We start from the raw sequence: 20,869 nt of genomic DNA, 5'->3' as shown, positions 1-20,869 counted from the left end.
TTCGTGAGCGTCGTGCTGGTGTACGTGCTGTTCATCGCCGCCGGAATAGCGGCGGGCGGCGCGTACTCGATGTGGAAGTTCAACAAACTGGCCTCGGGTGTGCTGCTGGCACTGGCTGTGCTGGCGGCAGTGGCGGGCGTCGTCAGGCTGCTGTAGTGCCTGTCGCCTCCGTGACCGGACCCCGGTTGCTACGCACTCCTGGTCTGCTCGCCGCGCTGGTGATGGGTGCGGCGGCGTTTGGTGGGTGGGCGGTACTGCTCCCTGTGGTGCCGCTGATCGTGTCCCTGTCGGGAGGGTCGGACACCCTCGCCGGTGGTGTGACTGCCGTTTTCATGGCCGCCACGGTGCTGACCCAATTCGGCGTGCCCCGGCTCTTGCGCAAGTGGGGCTACCGATGGGTGCTCGCGGCCGGATGCCTCCTCCTGGGGCCGCCGTCCTTACTGTTCCTGCTGTCCACCGAGGCGATTCCGGTTCTCGCCGTGTCCGCGGTGCGGGGTGCGGGTTTCGGGATGCTCACGGTGGCGGGCAGCGCTCTCGTCGCCGAACTGGTTCCGCGGGAGATGCTCGGCCGGGCCACAGGCGCGCAGGGGATCGCGGTGGCTGCCGCGCAGATGGTGGGCCTGCCCGCGGGGCTGGCGATCATGCAGCACTGGTCCGCCACGCCGGTTTTCGTACTCGGTGCGCTGATTCCCTTGCTGGCGGTGGGCGCCGTCACTCGGCTGCCGCACCTGCATCCACGCCCGGCCGGTACCGCACGAGGGCGTCTTCCGCTGTCGGTCCTGCTCGTGCCGTGGCTGTCCATTGCCACGGCGGCTGCAGCGTTCGGCGGTGTGTCGAGTCTCCTGCCGATCGCGATTGCCGAGCGGGCGTCCCTCGCCGGCGGGGTCCTCGCGGTGGTCAGCGGCGCCGCAGTGTGCGGACGTTACGCGGCGGGGTCGTTCTCCGACCGGGTCGGAGTCGGCCGGGCGTTGATGCCCGCGCTTGCGTTCACCTGCGGCGGTCTGGCGCTGTTCGCGGTCGCGGCGGCACGGAACGGGGACGGGATCGTCCTGGTCTGTGCAGCAGTGATGTTCGGGTTCGGATTCGGCGCCGTTCAGAACGAATCGCTGGTCATGATCTTCACCGCAGCCGGGCCCGCCCGATTCGGTGCCGCGAGCGCCGGATGGAACATCGGATTCGACGCCGGCACAGGATTCGGGTCCCTCACCCTGGGGGCCGTCGCTTCGGTGGCGGGGTATTCGTGGGTCTTTGCGGTGGCGGCGATGGCGGTGGCCGTCGTCCCGGCGACGGGAATGCTGGTCGGCCGCGCCCTGGGTGGCCGGACACGGCCCGGATAGAATCAGGAGGCCGGACACGGCCGGATAGAATCGATTCATGACCGTCCCCACCATTGCAGTCCTCGATTACGGCTCCGGCAATCTGCATTCGGCCACCCGCGCGCTGGCTCGCACCGGTGCACAGGTCGAGGTGACGGCAGACCATAAGGTGGCTCTCGCGGCGGACGGCCTGGTGGTTCCCGGGGTCGGCGCTTTCGCCGCCTGCATGGACGGGCTTCGCGCGGTGCGCGGTGAGCGACTCATCGGCCAGCGCCTCGCCGGTGGCAGGCCCGTTCTCGGCATCTGTGTGGGCATGCAGATCATGTTCGAACGCGGAGTCGAATTCGGTGTGGAGGCGGAGGGCTGCGGTGAATGGCCGGGCACGGTCGAACGCCTTCAGGCCGCTGTCCTGCCGCACATGGGATGGAACACGGTCGAGGCGCCCGACGACAGCACCTTGTTCAAGGGAATCGATCCCGACACCCGGTTCTACTTCGTGCACTCCTACGCGGTGCAGAAGTGGGAGATGCCCACACCGGAGCGGCTGGCACCGCCCGCGCTGACGTGGGCGGATCACGGTGGGAAGTTCCTCGCGGCCGTCGAGAACGGTGCATTGTCCGCCACCCAGTTCCACCCGGAGAAATCCGGTGACGCGGGAGCGGAGCTGCTCCGGAACTGGGTGCGCAGCTTGTGACGCCATCACCCGGTGCGGGGAGCGGTGACCTGTCGATCGGCCGGCTCGCCGTGTGCGCATTGGGTGCGGCCACCGTGGTGCTGGTGCTCGCCACCACCGTCATTCTCGTCGTGAAGCCGGGGCCGGTCGTGGGCCTGGTCGTCGGACTTCTGGGAGTCGCGGGGGCGATCGCGTCCATGGGGTACGTGTCGAAGCGCATGACCCGCAACGCCTACGGTGACGATCCGCAGGACCCCGAGCCGGGTTCCGGGCGCTGAGCGACTAGGGTTGTCGCACGTGAGCCTGGTCCTTTTGCCTGCTGTAGATGTCGTCAACGGTGAAGCTGTTCGCCTCGTCCAGGGGGAGGCAGGGAGCGAGACCGGGTACGGCTCGCCTCGTGATGCCGCCCTTGCGTGGCAGAACGACGGCGCCGAGTGGGTGCACATCGTCGACCTCGACGCCGCATTCGGTCGCGGTTCCAATCGGGAACTCCTCGCCGACGTGGTGGGTGAGCTCGACATCCAGGTCGAACTGTCCGGGGGAATCCGCGACGACGAGTCGCTCGAGGCCGCTCTGGCCACCGGGTGCGGCCGCGTGAATCTCGGTACCGCCGCCATCGAGAATCCCGACTGGTGCGCCCGCGCGATCGCGAAGTACGGCGACAAGATCGCCGTCGGCCTCGATGTCCGGCTGATCGACGGTGAGTATCAGCTCCGTGGCCGCGGCTGGGTCACCGAGGGCGGAAACCTGTGGGAGACCCTCGCGCGCCTCGACCGGGACGGTTGCTCGCGCTACGTCGTCACCGATGTGAGCAAGGACGGCACACTGACCGGCCCGAATCTCGAACTCCTCGCGCAGGTGTGCGCGGCCACCGACGCGCCCGTCGTGGCGTCAGGTGGTGTGTCCACCATCGACGATCTGACGGCGATCGCCGGACTCGTCGATCAGGGTGTCGAGGGCGCCATCGTCGGCAAGGCGCTCTACGCGGGACGTTTCACGCTCCCCGAGGCGCTCGCCGCGGTCTCGGGCTGATCCGGACATGAGCCCGGACCACGATCCTCAGGAACTGCTCGCCGTTGCCGGTGAGCTGCTCGACGGCGTCCACGACCGGTTCGTTGCCGGGGTGGGGTCGCCGAGTGCCGTGCACAAGGGACCCGACGACTTCGCGACTGCTCTCGACCTCGAACTCGAGAAACGGCTGACCGGGGAACTTCAGGATCGGACCGGCATCGCGGTTCACGGCGAGGAATTCGGTGGCCCCGATCTCGACGCGGGATTGGTGTGGGTTCTCGATCCCATCGACGGCACCTTCAACTACTCGGCGGGATTGCCGACGGCGGGCACACTTCTCGCCCTGCTCGACGACGGTGTCCCGATCCTCGGTCTCACGTGGCTGCCGCTCGTCGGGCGACGGTACGCGGCCGTGGCGGATGGGCCGCTCCTCGAGGGCGGTCTGCCGCTGCCGCGTCTCACCGAGACGTCGCTGGCGTCGTCGATCGTGGGAATGGGCGCACTGAACATCGACAGCCGGGGACGCATCCCCGGGCCTTATCGGCTGCAGGTTCTCGCTCAGCTCAGCCGGGTGTCGTCGCGGATCCGGATCCACGGCTCGACCGGCGTCGACCTCGCCTTCACCGCGGCGGGAATACTCGGTGGCACGGTGGTGTTCGGCCACAATGCGTGGGACAACGCCGCCGGTGTGGCTCTGGTGCGGGCGGCGGGTGGCGTGGTCACGGATCTCGCCGGTCAGCCGTGGACGATCGCTTCGGGTTCTGTGCTGGCCGGTGCCCCCGGAGTGCACGGTGAGATTCTCGACATTCTCGGATCGCTGGGTGACCCCCGCGCCGAGCTCTCGGAAGGGCTTTCGTAATGACTCTGGCAGTGCGGGTTATCCCTTGCCTCGACGTCGATGCAGGACGCGTCGTCAAGGGCGTCAACTTCGAGAATCTGCGTGATGCAGGTGATCCGGTGGAGTTGGCGGCCGCCTACGACGCACAGGGTGCCGACGAGCTGACCTTCCTCGATGTCACAGCCTCGACCGCGGCCCGTGGCACCATGCTCGATGTCGTGAGCCGGACGGCGGAACAGGTCTTCATTCCGCTCACCGTCGGCGGCGGCGTCCGTACCGTCGAGGACGTCGACCGGTTGCTGCGTGCCGGTGCCGACAAGGTCAGTGTCAACACCGCGGCCATCGCCCGACCCGAACTGCTTCGTGAACTGAGCGAGCGTTTCGGGTCCCAGTGCATCGTGCTGTCGGTGGATGCGCGCACGGTCCCGCAGGGTCAGCCGGACACCGCGTCCGGATGGGAAGTGACCACCCATGGCGGCAAGCGCGGAACCGGGATCGACGCGGTCGAGTGGGCGGTGCGCGGCGCCGAACTGGGTGTCGGCGAGATTCTGCTCAACTCGATGGACGCCGACGGGACGAAAGCGGGCTTCGACCTCCCGATGATCCGCGCCGTGCGGGCGGCCGTGCATGTGCCGGTGATCGCGAGCGGGGGAGCGGGTGCTGTGGAGCATTTCGCACCCGCCGTCGACGCGGGCGCCGACGCGGTACTGGCCGCAAGTGTCTTCCACTTCGGCGACATGACGATCGCCGAAGTGAAGAAGTCCATGCGCGAAGAAGGGATCACCGTCCGATGAGTCTCGACCCCGCTATCGCCTCGCGGCTCAAGCGCAACGACGCAGGCCTGTTCAGCGCCGTCGCTCAGGAACGGTCGACGGGTGACGTCCTGATGGTGGCGTGGATGGACGACGAAGCACTCGCCCGCACCCTCGACACCCGCAAGGGCACCTACTACTCCCGTTCCCGCCAGCAGTACTGGGTGAAGGGGGAGACGTCCGGGCACACGCAGTACGTCCACGAGGTGCGGCTCGACTGCGACGGCGACACGGTGCTCCTGATCGTGGATCAGGAAGGCGCTGCATGTCATACGGGCACGCACACGTGCTTCGACACCGACGTTCTGCTCGCCGCGCAGTAGAGTTCCGGGCGCTCGGGCAGAATGTCCCGCATGCCGTTAATCCAGATCAGTCAGACAACCGGGCTCACCGCCGAGCAGAAGCGCGCCACCATCGAAGCGGTCACCAAGGCGTACGCCGAGGCGACGGGTAAGGACCCGGCGAAGGTCTGGGTGACGATTGCGGACGTGCCGGCCGAGAACTGGGGTGTCGGCGGGTCGCCGCTGGGGTGAGGTGGCTGTTTCGGCGCGTCACGCTCTTCCGGTGCCGGCGGCGATGCCCTTGTCGAGTTGGGTGAGCATGGCGCTGCCGAGTTCGGAGAGCTGACGTACTTGGTCCGTGGAGAGGCCGTCGAAAACGAGTGCGCGGACGGATTCGACGTGGGGTGGTGCTGCCTCCACTACTTTGGCCATCCCTGCGTCGGTGAGGACGGCGTCGGAACCACGGCTTCCCCGGATGCTCTCTCGCCGTACCCAGCCGGCTTTTTCCATCTTGGTGATGACGTGGGACAGCCGCGACAGTGACGCGTTGGCCCGCTGCGCGAGCAAGGAGAGCTGAAGTCGACGGTTGTCTTCGCCGGACAGGGAGGCGAGGACGAAGTACTCGAAATGGGTGAGCGCCGAGTCGCGCTGCAGCTGGGCGTCGAGGGCCGCGGGCAGGCGGGTGACGAGTGCGATGAGGGTGAGCCACGCCTGCTGCTGATCGGCGTCGAGCCAGCGTGTCTCCGTCTGCGTCGAGCTGTCCTCGTCGTACCCACTCATGAGTGGTGTCCTCCATTTCGTGCGTCGAACCGCTGTGCGACCTCTTCACCATAGGCAGCCCGCCGCCTGCGGAACGGTACCCGGGAATAGTTGTCGCATCCGCGTGTTGACTCCTATACTAGCTTGAAGGTTCAACTTAGGGCCTTGCGAGTCGGACCTCGAGGAGTCACGATGACGAACGTCATGCCCGCGCTGTTCCTGAGCCACGGAGCGCCGCCGTTGGTCGACAGCGAACTGTGGGTGGCGCAACTGGCGAAGTGGGCCGGCGACCTGCCGCGGCCGAAAGCCATCCTCATGGTCTCGGCGCACTGGGAGTCCGCGCCGCTCACCATCGGATCGACCACCACGGGGACCCCCCTCGTCTACGACTTCGGCGGTTTTCCCGAACGTTTCTACCGGGCCACGTACGCCTCACCGGGTGCTCCGGATTTGGCCGCGCTGGTCGCGGCACTTATGCCCGACAACGAGACGGTGGCGCATCAACCGGATCGGGGCCTCGATCACGGCGCCTACGTGCCGCTCACGGTGATGTATCCGGACGCCGACATCCCCGTCCTGCAGATTTCCTTGCCGACGCTCGACCCCGAACGGTTGCTGCACCTGGGTGAGCGGCTGCGCCCACTGCGGGAGCAGGGAGTCCTGATCGTCGGCTCCGGGTTCACCACCCACGGGCTGCCGTTTCTGCGCGACCCCTCGCCGGAGGCGAAGGCCCCGGGATGGTCGGCGGAGTTCGACGCGTGGGCGAACGAGCGCCTGGCCGCAGGCGATGTCGACTCGCTCATCGGCTTCCGCTCACTCGCCCCGGGCATGCCCTATGCGCATCCGACGATCGAGCATTTCGCTCCGCTGTTCGTGACGCTCGGCGCCTCCAGCGACCCCGAGCAGATTCCCCGCCAACTGATCGACGGGTTCTGGATGGGCTTGGCGAAGCGGTCTTTTCAGGTGGCCTGACGGGCACGGAGGAAGGTCAGCGCCTGATCGCCGTGGGCATTCGCGCGAAACTCGCTCGAGATCACCTCGAGCACCGTGCGGTCGGTGTCGATGACGAACGTCGACCGTTTGACGGGTGCGAGTTTGCCGAGCAGTCCGCGCCGGACACCGAACTTCTCGGCGACCACGCCGTCGCGGTCCGACAGAAGGGGGTAGTCGAACGATTGCGCCTGCGCGAACGATTCCTGCTTGGCCACCGCATCGGTGCTGATCCCGGCGCGGGAAGCCCCGACGGCTGCGAACTCGTCGGCGAGGTCGCGAAAATGGCATGCCTCGGCAGTGCAGACCGGGGTGGACGCCGCCGGATAGAAGAAGAGCACCAGCGGACCGTCCTCCAGAAGGCTCGACAGCGAACGTTCGTTGCCGTCCTGGTCGGGCAGGGTGAATTCCGGTGCGAGCTGACCTGGCTTCATGACAGCCGAGGCTACCCGCGCACGCAGACGCGCCGAACGCGCCTGGGATGATGGTCGGCATGCACGGTGAGCCCACCACGATGTCCGCGCCCAAATCCGCCGCCACCCTGCCGGGTGGCGGATCCGACTCGACCACCACGCGCGAGCAGTTCCACGCTCTCGCCGCCGAGCATCGGGTCGTCCCGGTGACTCGTAAGGTGCTGGCGGACGCCGAAACTCCGCTGTCGGCGTACACGAAGCTGGCGGGAAACAGGCCCGGCACGTTCCTGCTGGAATCGGCGGAAAACGGTCGGTCGTGGTCACGATGGTCGTTCATCGGCGCAGGAAGTCCCGCCGCGTTGACCGTCGTCGACGGGGAGGCGGCCTGGTACGGAAACGTTCCGGCGGGAGCGCCGTCGGGTGGGGATCCCATCGCGGCGCTCGGTCAGACCCTCGAGCTCCTGCGGAGCGAACGGCTGCCCGATCTGCCGCCGCTGACCGGCGGCATGGTGGGCTTCCTCGGTTACGACGCCGTGCGGCGCATCGAACGCATCGGTGAACACGCCGTGGACGACCTGCAGATCCCGGAAATGGTCATGCTGCTCGCCACGGATCTGGCGGCCGTCGATCACCACGAGGGGGCCATCACCCTCATTGCCAATGCGGTGAACTGGGACGGCACGGACGAGCGGGTCGACGAGGCGTACGACAATGCCGTCGAGCGCCTCGACCGGATGACGGCCTCGCTGTCGGCGCCCGCGCCGTCCACGGTGTCCACGTTCGCCACACCCGCACCCGACTACCGCCGGCAGCGCACCACCGAGGGATTCGGTGCGGACGTACAGCGCCTGGTGGGGGAGATCGAGGCGGGCGAGGCGTTCCAGGTCGTGCTGTCGCAGCGTTTCGAAATCGATTGTGTTGCTGCACCTATCGATGTGTACCGCATGCTGCGCGCCTCGAATCCCAGCCCGTACATGTACCTTCTCAACGTTCCCGGTGGTGACGGCGAGACCGCGTTCTCGATCGTCGGCTCCAGCCCGGAAGCACTGGTGACGGTCAAGGAGGGTGTCGCCACCACCCACCCGATCGCCGGCACCCGGTGGCGCGGTGCCACCGAGGAGGACGACATCCTCCTGGAGAAGGATCTCCTCGCCGACGAGAAGGAGAACGCCGAGCACCTCATGCTCGTCGATCTCGGCCGCAACGACCTCGGCCGCGTGTGCGAACCCGGCACGGTGAAAGTGCACGACTATCGGCACATCGAGCGGTACAGCCACGTGATGCACCTCGTCTCCACGGTGACGGGCCACCTCACGGCCGGCAAGCAGGCACTCGACGCCGTCACCGCCTGCTTCCCGGCCGGCACGCTGTCTGGCGCGCCGAAGGTCCGGGCCATGCAGTTGATCGAGGAACTCGAACCGACGAGGCGCGGGATCTACGGCGGCATCGTCGGATACCTCGACTTCGCCGGCGACGCAGACACGGCGATCTCCATCCGGACGGCGTTGATCAAGGACGGCATAGGGTACGTCCAGGCCGGTGCCGGTGTGGTGGCCGATTCGAATCCCGAATACGAGGACACCGAGGCGCGGAACAAGGCCATGGCCGTGCTCAGCGCCATCGCCGCGGCGCACACGATGAAGACCCTGGGAGGCGGCACGCAGTGACCGAAGGGACCGGAGCGGGAACCGAGGCTCCAGGACGCCGCCGGTCGATCCTCGCGGTGCTCCTTCTCGCCGTCGCGGCGGTGTGCTTGTGGGGAGCATCTCGGATGACGTGGGTGGAGGTCACCTCCTCCGACGGACTCGGTGAGCAGCGCACCACGGCGCTCGACGGGGGCACCTGGGCGGCGGCGCTCACGCCGCTGGCCCTGACCCTTGTTGCCGCCATCGCAGCATCCTTTGCCGTCAAGGGCTGGGCGCTCCGCATTCTCGGCGTACTCGTCGCCGCCGTGGCCGTCGTAGCGGCCGTCCCGGCGGCAACTGTGCTCGTTTCCGGCGCAACGGACGAGCAGGCGGGACGGCTGGCGGAATTGCCGGGCCGTGCGGTGATCGATTCCGTGACGGTGAATCAGGGGCCCGCAGTGCTGGCTCTCGCCGGCGCTGTCGCCGCCCTCGCCGCCGCCGTCGAACTGGCCCGCCGTCCACGGGTACGCGCCGGGCTCTCCTCGAAGTACGACAGCCCGGCCGCCCGGCGCGCGGCGGCCAAGAAGACCAGCGCTGATTCCGCCGACGAGCCCCTCACACAACGCATGCTGTGGGACGCGCTCGACGCGGGCGAAGATCCGACGGTCGACGGCTCCCGCGCAGACAAGAAAGCCGATGATGTCGACCGGCTGGACGGCGACACCAACGAGCCGGGTACCCGATCGTAAACAGAATCAGAGTGCCATCTACGCTTGCTTCACTCCTGATGATGTTCCTCACATCGGGTTCCTGCCCAGAAAGGACTCGGGCCACGATGACCGTTCTCGACTCGATTCTCGACGGAGTGCGCGCCGATGTGGCCGCCCGCGAAGCCGTCCTTGACTTCGCCGCTGTCAAGGCCGCCGCGGCTGCCGCACCGCCTGCGCTCGACGCTGCGGCTGCTCTGCTCGAGCCTGGCATCGGAGTCATCGCCGAGGTCAAGCGTGCAAGCCCGTCGAAGGGCCCGCTCGCCGAGATCACCGACCCCGCCGAACTCGCCAAGGCCTACGAGGCCGGAGGCGCCCGGGTCATCAGCGTGCTCACGGAGGAACGACGCTTTCAGGGATCCCTCGCCGACCTCGACGCCGTCCGGCGTGCGGTCAGCATCCCGATCCTGCGTAAAGACTTCATCGTCGGGCCGTACCAGATCCATGAGGCCCGCGCGCACGGCGCCGACGTCGTCCTGCTCATTGTCGCCGCTCTCGAGCAGCATGCGCTGGCGTCGTTGATCGACCGCACCGAGTCGCTGGGAATGACCGCGCTGGTCGAGGTCCACACCGAAGAGGAAGCCAACCGGGCACTCGAGGCCGGCGCCAGGGTGATCGGCGTCAACGCCCGAAACCTCAAGACACTCGAGGTCGACAAGAACACCTTCGGGGAGATTGCACCCGGACTGCCCACCGAAACCATCAAGATCGCCGAATCCGGTGTCCGGGGTACCGCCGACCTCCTCGCCTACGCGGGTGCCGGAGCGGACGCCGTACTCGTCGGCGAAGGCCTCGTCACCAGCGGAGATCCACGCAAGGCTGTGGCCGATCTGGTCAATGCCGGGGCGCACCCCTCCTGCCCCAAGCCGTCGCGCTGAACCGACTGCGGCCGTATTGACCCGGACGGCGGCAGCGCCCGGCGTTGGGGCAGACTGGACCTGTGACTTCACGTAATCAGGACACCGTCTTCAAGGGTGGCGATCTGCCGACTGCCAGCGCCGGAATCGCCGAACGCACGTCGCACGACCCCGACTCCGGAGGACACTTCGGCGTCTACGGCGGACGCCACGTGCCCGAGGCTCTGATGGCGGTGATCGAGGAGGTCACGGCCGCGTACGACAAGGCGCGGTCGGATGACACCTTCCTGTCCGAGCTCGATCGGTTGCAGCGCGATTACACGGGCCGCCCGTCGCCCATCTTCGAGGCCACTCGGATGAGTGAATTCGCCGGGGGCGCGCGGCTGATCCTCAAGCGCGAAGATCTCAATCACACGGGCTCGCACAAGATCAACAACGTGCTCGGTCAGGTGCTGCTCGCCAAGCAGATGGGCAAGACCCGCATCATCGCGGAGACCGGTGCCGGTCAGCACGGTGTGGCCACGGCGACGGCGTGTGCACTGTTCGGGCTCGAGTGCGTCATCTACATGGGCGCGGTCGACACCGAGCGGCAGGCGCTGAACGTGGCCCGTATGCGGTTGCTCGGTTCGTCGGTGGTTTCGGTGGAGTCCGGCTCCCGGACGCTCAAGGACGCCATCAACGAGGCGCTGCGAGACTGGGTGACCAACGCCCACAACACGTACTACTGCTTCGGCACCGCGGCCGGACCGCATCCCTTCCCGACCATCGTCCGCGACTTCCAGCGTGTCGTCGGGCTCGAGGCGCGGGCGCAGGTGCAGGCGCTCACGGGCAGGCTGCCCGACGCGGTCACCGCGTGTGTCGGTGGTGGGTCCAACGCCATCGGAATCTTCCACGCCTTCCTCGACGACCCCGGGGTGCGGCTGGTCGGGTACGAGGCTGCCGGTGACGGAGTCGAGACGGGGCGCCACGCCGCGACCTTCGCGGCCGGCACCCCGGGCGCCTTCCAGGGTGCGTACTCGTATCTGCTGCAGGACGAGGACGGGCAGACCATCGAATCGCATTCCATCTCGGCTGGTCTCGACTATCCGGGCGTCGGACCTGAGCACGCCCTGCTCAAGGACATCGGCCGCGCCACCTACGAGCCCGTCACCGACACGGAGGCCATGGATGCCCTGCGCCTGCTGTCCGAGCGTGAGGGAATCATCCCGGCCATCGAATCAGCGCACGCCGTCGCAGGATCGTTGCGACTCGGCCGTGAGCTGGGGGAGGGCGCGATCATCGTCGTCAGCCTCTCCGGGCGCGGCGACAAAGACATGGACACGGCGGCCAAGTGGTTCGGGCTCTTCGACCCCGACGCCGCCACCGAAACCCCCACGACCACCGACAAGGAAGGTTCGGCCAAGTGAGCGAACGACTCTCGCGCCTCGCCCCGACATTCGCGCAGTGCCGTGAGGAGAAGCGTGCCGCTCTCGTCGGATACCTACCCGCCGGGTATCCCACCGTCCCCGAATCCATCGACGTCTTCAAGGCCATGGTCGACTCGGGCTGTGACATCGTCGAGGTCGGTATCGCCTACTCGGACCCGGTGATGGATGGACCCACCATTCAGGCGGCCGCCGAGAAGGCGCTGAGCAACGGCGTCAAGGTGCGTGACGTGTTCACGATCATCGAGCAGATCGCGTCGGTGGGCGGCAAGGCCGTGGTGATGACGTACTGGAATCCGGTTCTGCAGTACGGTGTCGACCGGTTCGCCCGTGACCTCGCGAACGCCGGCGGCCTCGGACTCATCACTCCGAACCTGATCCCCGAGGAGGCCGGCGAGTGGATCACGGCGTCGAAGGAACACGACCTCGACCGGATCTTCCTTGTTGCCCCGTCGTCGACCGAAGAACGACTGGCGATGACCCTGAAGGCGAGCAGCGGATTCGTGTACGCGGCGTCGACGATGGGGGTGACCGGCGCGCGTGACGCGGTGTCGTCGATGGCGCCCGAGTTGACCGCGCGCATCCGCGCCCATTCCGACATTCCGGTGGGTGTCGGTCTGGGTGTCCGTTCCGGGGCGCAGGCCGCCGAGATCGCCGCCTACGCGGATGCAGTCATCGTCGGGTCTGCCCTCGTCACCGCGGTCGAATCCGGGCTCGACGCTGTGCGCTCGCTGACGAGGGAACTCGCCGAGGGCGTTCGCTCCGCTACCGTGGCGTCGTGACTTCCACTGTGGACGTGCTGGCGTATATTCCGAGTCCGCCTCAAGGCGTCTGGTACGTCGGCCCACTGGCCCTGCGCGCGTACGCGCTGTTCATCATCGTCGGCATCGTCGTCGCGATTTTCTGGGGCGACCGCCGCTGGGTCGCCCGCGGTGGCGAGAAGGGCACCGTGCTCGACATCGCCATCTGGGCGGTGCCGTTCGGGTTGATCGGTGGCCGGCTGTATCACGTCCTGACCGACTGGCCCACCTACTTCGGGGAGGGCGGGGATCCCGTCGACGCCCTGAAGATCTGGCAGGGCGGGCTCGGTATCTGGGGCGCGGTGGCGCTCGGCGGTGTCGGCGCGTGGATCGGCTGTCGCAGGCGTGGGATACCGCTGCCTGCGCTCGGTGACGCGGTAGCGCCTCCCATCTTGCTGGCCCAGGCGATCGGACGAATCGGCAACTACTTCAACCAGGAACTGTACGGACGGGAAACCGACGTGGCGTGGGGGCTCGAGATCTTCGAGCGCCGCAACGACGCCGGGCAGGTGCACCCCGAGTTGATCGACGGTGTCTCCACCGGGCAGGTCGCTTTCGTGGTGCACCCCACCTTCCTGTACGAAGCGCTGTGGAACGTGCTGATCGTGATCCTGCTGGTGTGGGTGGACCGCCGCTTCCGTATCGGGCACGGCCGCCTCTTCGCCCTGTATGTGGCCGGGTACTGCGCGGGTCGGTTCTGGATCGAGCTGATGCGCAGCGATCACGCCAGCCTCATCGCCGGCGTCCGCGTCAACTCGTTCACCTCGGCGATCGTCTTCGTCGCAGCGGTGGTGTATGTCTTCGCCGCGACCAAGGGCCGGGAAGACCCGGCGGAGTTGCAACCGCATCATCCTGCCGCGGCGGAACAGGGGACGCCCGATCAGGAGACGACCGAACAGGACAACGGGGAGAAAGACAAGCCTGCGGGTGACGACAAGGCTGTGAGTACTGCGAGTGCCGGCACCGACGCGGGCACGACGACCACCGACAGCAAGAAGGATGACGCGAATGACTGATCCGGGGAAAGCATCCGACGATTCCGCCAAGGCCGACACCTCCGGCGACGACACCCAGCGGGTGGATCTGGGGAAGAAGGGCGGGAGCGGTGAGTCGAGCCTTCCGCCCGAGTTCGGTTCGCCCTTCGATTACGACGCCACCGCCGAGGCATCGCTGTCGCAGCCACCCGCCACCTCGGACGCAACGCCCTCACCGGCGTCGTCGGGAACCGGGCCCGGATGGGACACCTACTCCGGGGTCGGCAATGGTCCCGGCTGGGGTTCGACCCCCACCTACCCGTCGCCGAGCGGAACCGAACCCACCACCGCACTGCCTAATGTGGGCGACACCCCGCCGCCGACCGCCCCATACACCGGTTACGACAAGCCGCAGCAGCCTGCGGACGGCCCGACGTACGGCACCCCCGATCCTTACTACAACGCGCAGTACGGAACGTCGCCGCAGTCCGGGCAGGACTATCAGCAGCCCGGCTACCCGCAGGCCGGTTACGGTCAGCAGGGTGCCGCACCCCAGAGTTACGGTCAGACGGACTACGGCCAGCAGAATTACGGCCAGCAGAATCCCGGACAGCAGTATGGCCAGCAGGGGTACGGACAGCAGGGATACCCGCAGCCCGGATATGCCCCGGCCGGGTACAACGCCTACGTCGATCCGTCTGCGCCGTTCGGCCGGCACCCGGTCAGCGGTGAGCCGTACTCCGACAAGTCGAAGCTCACCGCGGGACTCCTGCAAATTTTCCTGGGTGCCTTCGGTGTCGGACGGTTCTACCTGAACCAGCCCGGCATCGCGGTCGCGCAGATCGCCGTCACCTGGCTGACGTGCGGATTAGGCGGGCTCTGGCCGCTGATCGACGGCATCATGATGCTGACGGGCAGCGTGAAGGACAAGTACGGACGACCCCTCCGGGACCAGTGACGACGTAGCGTCGCCGCTCGATTCCACCGCTGTGGCCCCTGTTGCTCGTGCGACGGGGGCCACAGCGCTGTCCTGTCCGGAAATCGGCATATCCGACGCTTATCGGTGCTGGTAAGCTGAGCGCGCCGGATGTATGTCCGGTAACAACCTTCACGGGCCGAGGCTGTCCCGGTAGACCCCCGAAATGCAGTTAGCGCCCGTCGTGGCGACCCCGCTAGCGGAGGCCGCCGGCAGGGACGCGCAAGCGCCACCGGTGGTCCCCTCGGCCGATGTGGAGGTATATCGGTGCTGTTCTCTCAGTCGCCCGGTCCGCAAGGTCTCTACGACCCGGATCGCGAAGTCGATTCGTGCGGTGTCGCCATGGTGGTGGACGTGCACGGCCGCCGTTCGCACTCCATCGTCGCGGATGGTCTCGTCGCTCTGGACAACCTCGAGCATCGCGGTGCTGCCGGCGCCGAGACGAACAGCGGAGACGGTGCCGGAATCCTGGTGCAGCTGCCCACCGAGCTCTTCGAGGAGGTCGTCGATTTCGACCTTCCTTCGCCCGCCCCGGACGGAAGTAGTACCTACGCCGCGGGTTTCTGCTTCCTTCCTCGCGACCCGGAGGCGCGATCGACGGCCCGGAAGCGGATCGAGGACCTCGCCGACGAGGAGGGGCTCGACATCCTCGGGTGGCGGGACGTGCCGATCGATTCGCAGGGCGCCGACCTCGGGGCTACGGCACGCGGATGCGAGCCCCACATGAGTCAGCTGTTCGTCGCGGCGCCGCCGACCGGCGGACGGCGGCCCAGTGGTCTCGACCTCGATCGCCTCGTCTACCCGCTGCGCAAGCGCGCCGAGCAGATCACTCCGGAGGTCGAGTCGAGCGGGTCGGGCGTCTACTTCCCGTCGCTGTCGAGCCGCACCATCGTCTACAAGGGCATGCTGACCGTTCCCCAGCTGCCTCTCTACTACGTGGACCTGCGGGATTCCCGCACGATGAGTGCGCTCGCGGTGGTGCACAGCAGGTTTTCCACCAACACGTTCCCGTCCTGGCCGCTTGCGCACCCGTTCCGCTTCGTGGCGCACAACGGGGAAATCAACACCGTTCGAGGCAACCGGAATCGGATGCGGGCGCGGGAGGCGATGCTGTCGAGTGCCGCCATCCCAGGCGACCTCCGACGGTTGTACCCCATCTGCACACCCGAGGCGTCGGACTCTGCCTCGTTCGACGAGGTGCTCGAGCTGCTGCATCTCGCGGGACGCAGCGTGCCCCATGCGGTGATGATGATGGTGCCCGAGGCGTGGGAGAACGACACGAGGATGTGTCCCGACCGGCGCGCTTTCTACCAGTTCCACGCTTCGTTGATGGAGGCCTGGGACGGGCCGGCGTGTGTGACGTTCACCGACGGAACCGTCGTAGGGGCAGTGCTGGACCGTAACGGTCTGCGGCCCGGCCGCTGGTGGCAGACCGTCGACGGGCGGGTGATCCTGGCGAGCGAGAGCGGAGTCCTCGACGTGCCCCAGGACGAGGTCGTGGCGAAGGGGCGCCTCGAGCCGGGGCGCATGTTCCTGGTCGACACGTCGGAGGGACGTATCGTTCCCGACGACGAGATCAAGTCGCGGCTGGCAGCCGAGAAGCCGTACGCCGAGTGGCTCTATGCAGGGTTGCTCGACCTGAGGACGCTGCCCGAGCGACCGCACGCCCAGAACAACCACGAGTCGGTGGTCCGGCGACAGGTGGCGTTCGGCTACACCGAGGAAGATCTGCGGATCCTGTTGTCGCCGATGGCGGCGTCCGGCGGGGAGCCGCTCGGCTCGATGGGAACCGACACCCCCATCGCTGTGCTGTCCGCCCGGTCGCGGCTGCTGTACGACTATTTCGTCGAACTGTTCGCCCAGGTGACCAATCCGCCGCTCGACGCCATCCGCGAAGAGATCGTGACGTCGCTGTCCCGGGTCATGGGTCCGGAACAGAATCTGCTCGAGCCCACTGCGGCGTCGTGTCGTCAGATAGTGCTGCCGTGGCCAGTGCTCGACAACGACGACCTGAACAAGATCATCAATGTGAACGCGGACGGCAACCACTCCGGTCTGGCGGCGACCGTTCTGCGCGGTCTCTACGAGGTGGAGCGCGGCGGTGCGGGCATGGCCGATGCGCTGGAAGAACTGCGCACCCAGGCGAGCGCTGCGATCGCGCAGGGATACCGGACACTGGTGATCTCGGACCGCGACTCCGACCACACCCGCGCACCCATCCCGTCGTTGCTGGCCGTGGGCGCAGTGCATCACCACCTGATCCGCACCAAGGAACGAACGAAGGTGGCGCTGGTCGTCGAGTCCGGCGACGCGCGCGAAGTGCATCATTTGGCGCTGCTCATCGGCTACGGAGCGGCCGCGGTCAATCCATACCTCGCGATGGAGTCGATCGAGGATCTGGTGTCGGAGGGCGAGCTGACGGGAGTCGATCACACGATCGCGGTGCGCAACTATTTGACGGCACTCGGCAAGGGTGTGCTGAAGGTGATGTCGAAGATGGGCATCTCGACAGTTGGTTCGTACACCGCCGCCCAGGCTTTCGAGGCACTCGGCCTCGACCGCGGCCTCGTCGACGAGTATTTCCGGGGGACCACCAGCAAACTCGGTGGCGTGGGACTCGACGAGATCGCGCGGGAAGTGCTGCTCCGGCACCGGCAGGCCTACCCCGACAATCCCACCGAGTACGCGCACCGCCGGCTTGCCCACGGCGGCGAGTACCAGTTCCGCCGCGACGGCGAACTGCACTTGTTCACGCCCGAGACCGTGTTTCTCCTCCAGCACGCCACCCGCACCGGCAGGCATGAGGTTTTCGCCCAGTACAGCGACGAGGTGAACAGGCTCGCCGCGGCGGGAGGTGCACTGCGCGGCCTCTTCAGCTTCCGGGAGGGCCTCCGGCCTCCGGTGCCGCTCGAGGAGGTGGAGCCGGCGGAGCGGATCGTCACTCGTTTCAACACCGGCGCGATGAGCTATGGGTCCATCTCCGCCGAGGCGCACGAGACGATGGCCGTGGCCATGAACAATCTCGGTGGGCGATCCAACTCCGGGGAGGGCGGGGAGAACGTCGACCGCCTCTACGACCCGTCCCGTCGCAGCGCCGTGAAGCAGGTGGCGAGCGGAAGATTCGGCGTCACCAGTGATTACCTGGTCAACGCCAGCGACATCCAGATCAAGATGGCCCAGGGCGCCAAGCCGGGCGAGGGCGGGCAGTTGCCCGCCTACAAGGTGTACCCATGGGTGGCGGAGACCCGGCACTCGACTCCGGGCGTGGGGTTGATTTCACCTCCGCCGCACCACGACATCTACTCGATCGAGGACCTCGCACAGCTGATCCACGACCTCAAGAACGCCAACGACCAGGCCCGTGTCCATGTGAAGCTGGTCAGTTCGGTGGGTGTGGGGACGGTGGCGGCCGGTGTCAGCAAGGCGCACGCGGACGTGGTCCTCATCTCGGGCAACGACGGCGGCACCGGCGCGACTCCGCTCACGTCGATGAAGCACGCGGGTACGCCGTGGGAGATCGGACTGGCCGATGCGCAGCAGACACTCGTGCTCAACGGTCTGCGCGATCGGATCACCGTTCAGTGCGACGGCGGCATGCGTACCGCGAAGGACGTCGTCGTCGCTGCGCTGCTCGGGGCGGAGGAGTTCGGCTTCTCGACGGCGCCGTTGATCGTGGCAGGGTGCATCATGATGCGTGTGTGCCACCTCGACACCTGCCCGGTGGGAGTGGCCACTCAGAACCCCGAATTGCGCAAGCGATACACCGGCAAGCCCCAGTTCGTCGAGGAGTTCTTCCGCTTCATCGCCGAGGACGTCCGGCAGCACCTGGCGCGTCTCGGCTTCCGCAGCATCGATGAAGCGGTGGGGCACGCGGACATGCTCGAGACGGCCGAGGGAATCGCGCACTGGAAGAGCCGCGGACTCGACCTCTCGCCGATCTTCGCGTTACCGAAGGGCCCCGACGGGACCCCGCTCACCCAGCGGCGCAAGGTGACCGACCAATACCATGCGCTGGACCGGGCGCTGGACCGCACGCTCATCCAGCTGGCTGAAGGTGCCCTCGAAGACGCGCATCCGGTCGAGATCGAGATGCCCGTGCGCAATGTGAATCGGACGGTCGGGACGCTGCTCGGGGCCGAGGTCACCCGTCGTTACGGTGCGGGCGGGCTCCCCGACGACACCATCCGGCTCACCTTCACCGGGTCGGCGGGTCAATCACTCGGTGCGTTCCTGCCGCCGGGCATCACCATCGACCTCACCGGCGACGCCAACGACTATGTCGGAAAGGGGCTGTCGGGCGGGCGAATCGTGGTGCGCCCGGCCGCCGACGTCCTGTTCGTCCCGGAGACTCAGGTGATCGCCGGCAACACACTGCTCTACGGTGCGACCTCCGGTGAACTGTTCCTCCGCGGACGGGCCGGCGAACGGTTCTCGGTACGCAATTCCGGAGCGACCGCCGTGGTCGAGGGAGTGGGCGATCACGGGTGCGAGTACATGACGGGCGGACGGGTCGTCGTCCTCGGTCCCACCGGACGGAACCTGGCGGCCGGAATGTCGGGCGGGATCGCATATGTGCTCGACCTCGATCCCGCCGACGTCAATCCGGCCATGGTCACCCTGCTGACACCCGACCCCGAGGACCTCGACTGGCTGTGCCGTACCGTCAGCGACCATCTGCACTGGACCGGCTCCACCGTCGCGGCTTCGATGCTCGCCGATTGGCCCCGGCGGTCTGCGCTGTTCACCAAGGTGATGCCGGTGGACTATCAGCGGGTTCTCGAGGCCACTCGGCTGGCCCGCGCCGAGGGGCTCGACGTGGACACCGCAATCATGGAGGCGGCTCGTGGCTGATCCGCATGGTTTCCTGCACATCCCCAAGAAGGAAGCACCCAAGCGACCCATTGCGGAAAGGGTGCACGACTGGCACGAGGTCACCAGTCCGCTCAGTCCCGAGGAGCGCAACGCCGAGGTAGCCGAGCAGGCCACCCGCTGCATGGACTGCGGTATCCCGTTCTGCCACTCGGGAAGTGCGGGCTGCCCGCTGGGCAATCTGATTCCGGAATGGAACGATCTCGTGCGCCGCGGCCGCTGGTCGGCGGCGAGCGAGCGTCTGCATGCGACCAACAACTTCCCGGAGTTCACCGGCAGGTTGTGCCCGGCGCCGTGTGAATCGGCGTGTGTGCTCTCGCTCGCCGACACCCACACGACGGGCAGCGTCACCATCAAGCGGATCGAGCAGACGATCGCCGACGTCGCTTGGGAGTCCGGAACGGTGGAGCCTAAACCGCCGATGATCGCCACGGGAAAGAAGGTCGCGGTGGTCGGTTCCGGTCCGGCCGGGCTCGCGGCCGCCCAGCAGCTCACCCGCGCCGGACACGATGTCACCGTCTACGAGCGCGACGACCGGCTCGGGGGACTCCTTCGCTACGGCATCCCCGAGTTCAAGATGGAGAAGTCGGTTCTCGATCAGCGGCTGGTCCAGATGCGCGCGGAGGGAACACATTTCGTCACCGATTGCGAGGCGGGTGTCGATCTCACCGTGGACCAGTTGCGGACCAACTTCGATGCGGTGGTCCTCGCCATCGGCGCCCTGCGTGCCCGCGACAACACGACGGTGGAGGGCCGGGAGCTGGGCGGTATCCATCTCGCAATGGAGCACCTGGTGACGTCCAACAAGGAGTGCGAGGGTGACGGCCCTGCGTCGATCACCGCGAAGGGCAAGCACGTCGTCATCATCGGTGGCGGTGACACCGGCGCGGATAGCCTCGGAACTGCGCATCGGCAGGGAGCGTTGTCGGTGACCCAGTTGGACTACCGCCCGGAGTTGCCGAGCGAGCGGGACGAGTCCGTGACTCCGTGGCCGGCCTCGCCGATGGTGCTGCGCACGTCGCCGGCCCACGCGGAAGGCGGCGTCCGCCGGTATCAGGTTGCGGTGCAACGGTTCCTCGGTGACGAGAACGGAAACGTCAGGGCCATGGTTCTCGCGGAGGTCCGGGTGTCTAGGGAGGACGGCAAGCGCATCATCACCCCGGTGGGGGAGGAAATCGAATTACCTTGTGAATTAGCGCTTTTCGCGATCGGTTTCGAGGGCGTCGACCTCGGTCCGCTGCTCGACGACTACGGTTTGAGCCCCACCCGTCGGGGCGTGCTGTCCTGTGGTCCCGACTGGCAGACCACCGCACCGGGAGTGTTCGTATGTGGCGACGCGCATCGTGGTGCCTCGCTCATCGTGTGGGCGATCGCCGAGGGCAGGTCCGCCGCGCATGCCGTCGATACGTACCTCACAGGGGCGTCCGACCTCCCCTCGCCGGTGCATCCGACGGCGCTTCCGCTGGCCGTAGTCTAAATGGAGA

At 67.4% G+C, this 20,869-nt stretch carries 21 protein-coding genes; 19 read left to right on the top strand and 2 right to left on the bottom strand.

Annotation, left to right across the window (positions count from 1 at the left end):
• Positions 1-3: 3 nt before the first annotated feature.
• From ACH49N_RS18610 to ACH49N_RS18570, 9 genes are all read left to right on the top strand, one after another.
• Positions 4-156 (top strand): hypothetical protein, encoded by a 153-nt coding sequence (locus tag ACH49N_RS18610; RefSeq protein WP_201453564.1) that lies wholly within the window; start codon positions 4-6, stop codon positions 154-156.
• A gap of 65 nt (positions 157-221) precedes the next feature.
• Entirely contained in the window at positions 222-1,337 is a 1,116-nt protein-coding gene (locus ACH49N_RS18605; protein WP_358273960.1) for an MFS transporter, read from the top strand.
• 37 nt (positions 1,338-1,374) lie between these two features.
• Complete coding sequence (hisH, locus tag ACH49N_RS18600) at positions 1,375-2,010, top strand: imidazole glycerol phosphate synthase subunit HisH (protein ID WP_159921816.1); 636 nt, start codon at positions 1,375-1,377, stop codon at positions 2,008-2,010.
• Positions 2,007-2,267: a hypothetical protein gene (locus tag ACH49N_RS18595; RefSeq protein ID WP_358273885.1), complete on the top strand. Its 261-nt coding sequence runs from the start codon at positions 2,007-2,009 to the stop codon at positions 2,265-2,267. Before hisH ends, ACH49N_RS18595 begins: the two co-directional genes overlap by 4 nt.
• Positions 2,268-2,286: 19 nt before the next feature.
• Positions 2,287-3,021 carry a bifunctional 1-(5-phosphoribosyl)-5-((5-phosphoribosylamino)methylideneamino)imidazole-4-carboxamide isomerase/phosphoribosylanthranilate isomerase PriA gene (gene priA, locus ACH49N_RS18590; RefSeq protein ID WP_109335048.1) on the top strand — a complete coding sequence of 245 codons (735 nt, stop codon included), beginning with the start codon at positions 2,287-2,289 and terminating at the stop codon, positions 3,019-3,021.
• Between the two features lie 7 nt (positions 3,022-3,028).
• Positions 3,029-3,859: an inositol monophosphatase family protein gene (locus ACH49N_RS18585; RefSeq protein ID WP_358273887.1), complete on the top strand. Its 831-nt coding sequence runs from the start codon at positions 3,029-3,031 to the stop codon at positions 3,857-3,859.
• Positions 3,859-4,632, top strand: a complete 774-nt coding sequence (gene hisF / locus ACH49N_RS18580) for an imidazole glycerol phosphate synthase subunit HisF (RefSeq protein WP_159921822.1) — start codon at positions 3,859-3,861, stop codon at positions 4,630-4,632. The genes ACH49N_RS18585 and hisF overlap by 1 nt, the downstream gene beginning before the upstream one ends.
• On the top strand, positions 4,629-4,973 hold the full coding sequence (gene hisI / locus ACH49N_RS18575; protein ID WP_208961783.1) for a phosphoribosyl-AMP cyclohydrolase: 345 nt from the start codon (positions 4,629-4,631) through the stop codon (positions 4,971-4,973). Before hisF ends, hisI begins: the two co-directional genes overlap by 4 nt.
• A gap of 30 nt (positions 4,974-5,003) precedes the next feature.
• Positions 5,004-5,183: a 4-oxalocrotonate tautomerase family protein gene (locus ACH49N_RS18570; RefSeq protein WP_159921826.1), complete on the top strand. Its 180-nt coding sequence runs from the start codon at positions 5,004-5,006 to the stop codon at positions 5,181-5,183.
• 18 nt (positions 5,184-5,201) lie between these two features.
• Here the strand turns inward: ACH49N_RS18570 and ACH49N_RS18565 are convergent, their stop codons facing one another.
• Entirely contained in the window at positions 5,202-5,711 is a 510-nt protein-coding gene (locus tag ACH49N_RS18565) for a MarR family transcriptional regulator (protein ID WP_358273889.1), read from the bottom strand.
• A gap of 171 nt (positions 5,712-5,882) precedes the next feature.
• Here ACH49N_RS18565 and ACH49N_RS18560 point away from each other — a divergent pair, with 171 nt between their 5' ends.
• Positions 5,883-6,662, top strand: a complete 780-nt coding sequence (locus ACH49N_RS18560) for a class III extradiol ring-cleavage dioxygenase (protein ID WP_358273891.1) — start codon at positions 5,883-5,885, stop codon at positions 6,660-6,662.
• Here the strand turns inward: ACH49N_RS18560 and ACH49N_RS18555 are convergent.
• Positions 6,650-7,114 carry a peroxiredoxin gene (locus tag ACH49N_RS18555; protein ID WP_358273893.1) on the bottom strand — a complete coding sequence of 155 codons (465 nt, stop codon included), beginning with the start codon at positions 7,112-7,114 and terminating at the stop codon, positions 6,650-6,652. The genes ACH49N_RS18560 and ACH49N_RS18555 overlap by 13 nt on opposite strands.
• A gap of 59 nt (positions 7,115-7,173) precedes the next feature.
• Between ACH49N_RS18555 and ACH49N_RS18550 the strand changes: the two genes are divergently transcribed.
• The 9 genes from ACH49N_RS18550 to ACH49N_RS18510 all read left to right on the top strand — a co-directional run bounded on the left by ACH49N_RS18550 (position 7,174) and on the right by ACH49N_RS18510 (position 20,862).
• Positions 7,174-8,760 (top strand): anthranilate synthase component I, encoded by a 1,587-nt coding sequence (locus ACH49N_RS18550; protein ID WP_358273894.1) that lies wholly within the window; start codon positions 7,174-7,176, stop codon positions 8,758-8,760.
• Complete coding sequence (locus tag ACH49N_RS18545; RefSeq protein ID WP_159921832.1) at positions 8,757-9,467, top strand: TIGR02234 family membrane protein; 711 nt, start codon at positions 8,757-8,759, stop codon at positions 9,465-9,467. Before ACH49N_RS18550 ends, ACH49N_RS18545 begins: the two co-directional genes overlap by 4 nt.
• An 86-nt stretch (positions 9,468-9,553) precedes the next feature.
• Complete coding sequence (gene trpC / locus ACH49N_RS18540; RefSeq protein WP_109329383.1) at positions 9,554-10,363, top strand: indole-3-glycerol phosphate synthase TrpC; 810 nt, start codon at positions 9,554-9,556, stop codon at positions 10,361-10,363.
• Positions 10,364-10,425: 62 nt separating this feature from the next.
• On the top strand, positions 10,426-11,748 hold the full coding sequence (trpB, locus tag ACH49N_RS18535; RefSeq protein ID WP_159921833.1) for a tryptophan synthase subunit beta: 1,323 nt from the start codon (positions 10,426-10,428) through the stop codon (positions 11,746-11,748).
• Positions 11,745-12,548 carry a tryptophan synthase subunit alpha gene (gene trpA / locus ACH49N_RS18530; protein WP_159921834.1) on the top strand — a complete coding sequence of 268 codons (804 nt, stop codon included), beginning with the start codon at positions 11,745-11,747 and terminating at the stop codon, positions 12,546-12,548. The genes trpB and trpA overlap by 4 nt, the downstream gene beginning before the upstream one ends.
• On the top strand, positions 12,545-13,582 hold the full coding sequence (lgt, locus tag ACH49N_RS18525; RefSeq protein ID WP_317768170.1) for a prolipoprotein diacylglyceryl transferase: 1,038 nt from the start codon (positions 12,545-12,547) through the stop codon (positions 13,580-13,582). The genes trpA and lgt overlap by 4 nt, the downstream gene beginning before the upstream one ends.
• Positions 13,575-14,498: a TM2 domain-containing protein gene (locus tag ACH49N_RS18520; protein WP_358273896.1), complete on the top strand. Its 924-nt coding sequence runs from the start codon at positions 13,575-13,577 to the stop codon at positions 14,496-14,498. Before lgt ends, ACH49N_RS18520 begins: the two co-directional genes overlap by 8 nt.
• Before the next feature lie 285 nt (positions 14,499-14,783).
• On the top strand, positions 14,784-19,367 hold the full coding sequence (gene gltB, locus ACH49N_RS18515; RefSeq protein WP_358273898.1) for a glutamate synthase large subunit: 4,584 nt from the start codon (positions 14,784-14,786) through the stop codon (positions 19,365-19,367).
• Positions 19,360-20,862, top strand: coding sequence for a glutamate synthase subunit beta (locus ACH49N_RS18510; protein ID WP_358273900.1), 1,503 nt, complete (start codon positions 19,360-19,362; stop codon positions 20,860-20,862). The genes gltB and ACH49N_RS18510 overlap by 8 nt, the downstream gene beginning before the upstream one ends.
• The last annotated feature ends 7 nt before the right edge of the window (positions 20,863-20,869 follow it).

The sequence above is a fragment of the Rhodococcus sp. NPDC019647 genome (genome assembly GCF_044389235.1).
GTDB lineage: Bacteria > Actinomycetota > Actinomycetes > Mycobacteriales > Mycobacteriaceae > Rhodococcus_F > Rhodococcus_F oxybenzonivorans.
Note: the sequence above shows the minus strand (reverse complement) of the source record. Positions and strands in the feature narration are given on the sequence as shown.